Annotated in this window: 4 protein-coding genes and 1 pseudogene; all 5 read right to left on the bottom strand. The window is 39.2% G+C overall.

Translation table 11 applies throughout. The features are described from left to right. Positions 1-126 (bottom strand): annotated as a pseudogene (locus HYI04_RS16500) (transposase); the annotation flags it as partial. Between the two features lie 176 nt (positions 127-302). Next, entirely contained in the window at positions 303-446 is a 144-nt protein-coding gene (locus HYI04_RS16495) for a methionine/alanine import family NSS transporter small subunit (protein WP_004691882.1), read from the bottom strand. 9 nt (positions 447-455) lie between these two features. Then, on the bottom strand, positions 456-1,934 hold the full coding sequence (locus tag HYI04_RS16490) for a sodium-dependent transporter (protein ID WP_178896409.1): 1,479 nt from the start codon (positions 1,932-1,934) through the stop codon (positions 456-458). Between the two features lie 959 nt (positions 1,935-2,893). Then, positions 2,894-3,454 carry a DUF4256 domain-containing protein gene (locus HYI04_RS16485; protein ID WP_162841296.1) on the bottom strand — a complete coding sequence of 187 codons (561 nt, stop codon included), beginning with the start codon at positions 3,452-3,454 and terminating at the stop codon, positions 2,894-2,896. Between the two features lie 144 nt (positions 3,455-3,598). Further along, positions 3,599-4,957 (bottom strand): MFS transporter, encoded by a 1,359-nt coding sequence (locus tag HYI04_RS16480; RefSeq protein WP_004691886.1) that lies wholly within the window; start codon positions 4,955-4,957, stop codon positions 3,599-3,601. Between the last annotated feature and the right edge of the window lie 447 nt (positions 4,958-5,404).

The following is a 5,404-nucleotide window of genomic DNA, read 5'->3' as shown; positions in this document are numbered from 1 at the left end:
ATGTTTTTGTCTTCGACAAAGCGTACTGTAATCTGGTGCGGTCCAATTTAATCCACAAAGTTTAATCAGACTTTGAACAAAACCTGTGACCATGCGTAAAGAGAGTCTAAATAAAGATTTGATCATTTTGAAATTATAGGACTGAATAAACCTTATAGGCTAGGTTTGTGCAACAAAGCCGGTCAGTGCTACAGCTCTCTTAAACCTGTTAAAAGTCCATAAAAAACCGAGTGACATTCACTCGGTTTTTTATCATTCACTGATTACAAATGAAATCAATGAATTGCCTTTTTCATCCAGTATTACAACGTATGCTGGTCTTTCACTTCTTCAAGAACATCATCGAGCTCTTCTGGATTTTTCATCAAGTGAAGAATAGACAATACAAGTCCACCCCAAACAAACAACATTGAAATCACCATCATTACGATTGCTGAAGTATTCATTTTTTTCTCCTAGCGATCTTTAACTTTGCTGAGTACGATTGCGAGGACAGCACAGAAAATCACACTGCCCCAACCAAATAGCCCTTGCAGACTCATGCTATAGGTATCGTAACCATTTTTCACCAAATTAAATAACGTCATGCTCAACGTCGTTAATAACACGAGTGAAGTAATCACGGTCAAGGTAAATGCCCAACCCTTACCGAGTTGAATTGTGGAAATACGGTTTACGTGATCACGCAACTCAATCAATGCTGAACGCTTAAACCAAGTAATACAAAGAATAGAAACAAGCGCGCCACCCACAATGCCAATGTTATTGATAAAGTGATCCACGATATCTACCAATTTAATCGCATTCACACTTGAGAATAAGATCACTGAAACCAGTGCACTACCACCACCAATAATGGTAACTGCTTTTTTACGGCTCCATTTTAACTTATCCTGCATTGCTGCAATCGGCACTTCCAAGATACTGACCATGGAAGAAATACCGGCAACAAATAATGATGAGAAGAACAATAGACCGAATAAATCAGCACCTGCACCAAGACTTGAAATGATTTTCGGGAAAGCAATAAATGCCAAACCGATACCACCACTCACCACATCTTGAACTTCTTTGCCTGCGGCATGCGCCATAAAGCCCAATGCAGCAAAAATACCAATACCCGCCAAGATTTCAGTTGAAGCATTGGCAAAACCAACGATTAAACCTGAGCCTGTCAAATTGGTCTTTGGCTTTAAGTAAGATGCATAAGTCACCATGATCCCGAAACCCACAGAAAGCGAGAAGAAGGTATGACCATACGCCGCCAACCACACTTTATAGTCCATCATCGCAGACCAGTTCGGCGTAAAGAATGCATTTAAGCCTTCTGCTGCACCGGGTAAACGAAGTGATTGCACCACTAAAATGGTGAATAAAACGAATAGCAAAGGCATGAAAATCTTATTCGATAATTCAACGCCTTTTTTAACCCCGCCAAACAGAATAATTAAGGTCAGTGCCCAAATTCCCACGATTGGCCAAAATAAATGGCTTACAAACTGTAAATCGAAACCTGTTGCTTTCGAAGTTTGTAAGTAGGTATTAAAGAAGAAACTTTCAGGGTCACTGCCCCAAGTCTGACCAATCGAGAAGTAAACATAGCTTCCCGCCCACGTCAGTACGCTGGCATAGTACAAACCAATGATGATACACACACAGACTTGCCACCAACCCAACGTTTCACCGCCTTTAAACAAAGCCCGATAGGCTTTAGGTGGTGACCCCGAGCTACGGTGTCCCGTTGCATAATCTAAAAATAACAGAGGTAAACCAGCGGTAATTAACGCCAATAAATAAGGAATAAGAAAGGCACCGCCACCATTTTCATAAGCAACATAAGGGAAACGCCAAATATTACCTAAACCTACAGCCGAACCTACAGCTGCAATAATAAAACCAGATCGTGATGTCCAGTTTTCACGAGTTCCTGACATAAAACACCTAAACCTAGGTCCCTTTTAATTGCTTTTTATTTGGTTATCTCGCAACAAAAAAGAACCATTTAATATTAATCTTGAGTGTTTGATTTAGCTTCGACCTTTTGGGTGCAAGGTTCTAAATGACAAACAGAGGAGTTTTCACAAAACCTTGGTTAAAGTGTGTCGATTAAACTTCCCTTTTATATGGTTCAACAATACTCACTTTTATAAAAATATTCTGTAATTTCTGCTTCAAATATTCCATTTTTATAATGTGTGCTGATTCAACCGTTCAATTAATCAGCTTATTTATTGTACAAAATTAGTTATAAATTAACAAACTTTTTGGAATGATTTATTCCACCTATTTCGCTGCATAAAATTTTAATATCCCTCAACGATGTTCAACCTACTAAAAAATCAATCTAAAGGCTGCTCAAGCCATCAATTGTATGTATAAAACATTACTTTTCACATTTTTATTCAAATATCCACTCCATCGGAGAAGATTGATCATGTTTCTGATGAACATCACATGCATGCATACAACTTTTTAATATTGTTCTGTATTTATCGAGCAGTCATATTTACAACTGCGCGATACCAGTGATGCTCTATATTAAAAAGGAAAAACGGTCAAACCCTATCGTTGTCGAGCAGGATCAGTTCATTAAGCCAATCTAGCATTGATTAGGCTATTTAAACGATGCTGATCTAAAGCACTAAGCAAAAATTATAAGCCATTCACTTTTGTCAGCTTAGGCTTACAAATAGCGTGGTTAAAATGCTGTATGAACAACAGCCACCGCCATGTATATTTAAATCATCAGGAAACAGGACGTTTCCCAAACTTAAAACAACAATAATCAGTTTGAGCATCAGGATGTGAGGTATGACAGGAGTTGTATCTAAACACTGAAATACAAAGAAACCTCGACAGGATGTCGGGGTTTCTTTTTTTCTCTATTCCACAGTTAAAGCTGAATATAAGTCCGAAATCCTCGACTCGCATAGTACGAAGCAGCGCCATTATGATAGGTAAACGTACGACCATAGCGCTGATCACAAAAAATTGCCCCGCCTTGCTGACGTAATTCAGCTGGAGTCTCAACCCAACTGGATGTTTTCAAGTCAAAATTAAAGATCTGCTGTAAAAGATAATACTGTTGTTCCGTCACTAAGCTTAAGCCATACGCCTGTACCCAATCGAGCACTGTATTTTCAGGCGGATGATCCTTGCGACTCAATAGTGCCTCTCGGTCATAACACATGCTCCGTCGCCCCTTCGGTGACTCAATCGAACAATCAAAAAAATACACATCTTGTGTATTCGGTAAAACCACGACATCAGGCTCACCTCTACTCATTTCCATTTGTTGTAAGGCGTATAATTTTTCCGGAGACTGCAAAAGTTTTTCTCGGACAAATGCCCAACTAATTTGCATATGACGTTCAGTGTACTGCTGAAAACGCTGTTCTAGGATGTTGAATAAACGTTCACTTTGCTCAGGTTCGAGTTTTTTCTGCTGCTTAATCATTGTTATTGTACTGCCCTATTTAAAGCTGCCTTTAGCATAGCACTCTCCTTCAAACACGATCAAATACCATCCAACGGTACATCTATTTTGAAAAAAATAAAGGCCCTCACAACGAGAGCCTTTTATTTATTTAAGATTTAACTAAGAAGATGCTTTGATTGAACTTGAAACTTTCACCTGAGTTTTAACTGCTTCTTCAGCACTATTTAAACGGATAAAAGAAACTGCTATCGCAGCAAGTACCGCAGGAATTGCCACAGCAATAAAATTCAACTTATGTGGTAATTCCATGCCCAACAATACACCAATGACAATTGGACCCACGATTGCACCCACACGGCCAATTCCTGATGCCCAACCCAACCCAGTTGAACGAACAGCCAATGGATAATATTGCGCCACATAGCTATATAGTAAAATACTACAACCGATTGAAGCAGCTCCTGCAAGTGCAACCAATAAATAAATTACAGGTTGTGGTGAATTAAAGCCTAAACCCACCAATGCAAATGCCCCGACAGTCAACATGCTAATAATGACAGGTTTCAAGTGGAAACGATCCGCAAGCACACCACCACCAGCAGTGCCAATCACCGCACCAATGTTCAAGGAAAGGAGGAACATTAAACTGCTGCCCATCGAATAACCCGCAGCCATCATCAGTTTTGGTAACCAGCTTCCTAGGGCATAAACCATCAATAAGCACATGAAGAAGCAGCACCAAAATAAAACTGTACCCATACCACGGCCATTTTTAAACAAGGCAGCGACAGATGCATCAGGGACTTTTGCTTCATTCAGCACTAGAACAGTATCTGAAGTTACAGTCTCTTCAGGTACCAGACGTTGAATAATGCTGCGTGCCTTTTCTGTTTGCTGGTCTTTCACTAAAAAAGTGACTGATTCAGGTAAGAATTTCCATAAAATAGGAATAAACAGTAATGGAATACCCGCAATGAAAAACATGATCTTCCAGCCAAAGGTTGGCGTAAACGCAACACCTAGTAGTGCTGCCATAATTCCACCCATTGCATAGCCACTAAACATCGCGGTCACCAAAGTACTACGAAACTTCTGAGGCGCATATTCCGAAGTTAAAGCGACCAAGTTCGGTAATACACCACCAATTCCAAGACCCGCAATAAAGCGTAAAATACCAAATTCAGTCGGGTTTGATGCAAAGCCACCCGCAAAAGTGAACCCACTGAACAACGTAACACAGATAATAATGACTTTTTTACGGCCAATTTTATCGGCCAGCATCCCAAATAGCATTGCACCAAACATCATGCCTGCTAGGGCCGTACTGGCTAGCATTCCCGCTTGAACAGCCGTCATACCCCACTCTTTCATTAAAAGCGGTAAAGCCACACCGTTAATTGCTAAATCATAGCCGTCAAATAAGACGACGAATAAGCACCACAAAACAACCGTTAAATGAAAAGGCTTAAACTTAGCCTGATCGATTACAGCATTTACATTCATTGTTGTCGCTGTCATTTTTCTCTCACCTCCAATTGTGAGCTTTATTATAAAAAGTGAATCCAAATTCACTTTTACATAAAATGAATCATAATTCAGTTTTTGTCTATAAATAAAACAATTGAAACAGCTTTTTTTGGAAAAACTAGACTAAAGTTGTATAAAAATGACGAAAAAATAATTTGCACTACATCAAATTCTTTGATAAACAATAGATGTTTCACATAATTTTAATTTATATAAATGTATTTTTGTATAATTTAGCGTGTATTCTCCGCTCTAATTCTCTTCTTTCCCACTTAATATTTCGCTTTTTCTTTATTATTTAATATTTTCATCATAAAAAAATCCCCCTCAGCGATTAGCGGAGGGGGATTTAGAATTAATGAGCTGGCGATGACTTACTCTCACATGGATAACTCCACACTACCATCAGCGCTAAGAGGTTTCACTTCTGAGTTCGGG

The organism is Acinetobacter sp. SwsAc2, from assembly GCF_013391465.1.
Lineage (GTDB): Bacteria > Pseudomonadota > Gammaproteobacteria > Pseudomonadales > Moraxellaceae > Acinetobacter > Acinetobacter johnsonii.
This window is presented reverse-complemented; position numbering and strand designations above follow the sequence as displayed.

Bases quoted from the DNA above. Each gene is read 5' to 3' on its own strand.
- HYI04_RS16490 (WP_178896409.1), bottom strand. From the start codon at position 1,934: ATGTCAGGAACTCGTGAAAACTGGACATCACGATCTGGTTTTATTATT.
- HYI04_RS16480 (WP_004691886.1), bottom strand. From the start codon at position 4,957: ATGACAGCGACAACAATGAATGTAAATGCTGTAATCGATCAGGCTAAG.
- HYI04_RS16495 (WP_004691882.1), bottom strand. From the start codon at position 446: ATGAATACTTCAGCAATCGTAATGATGGTGATTTCAATGTTGTTTGTT.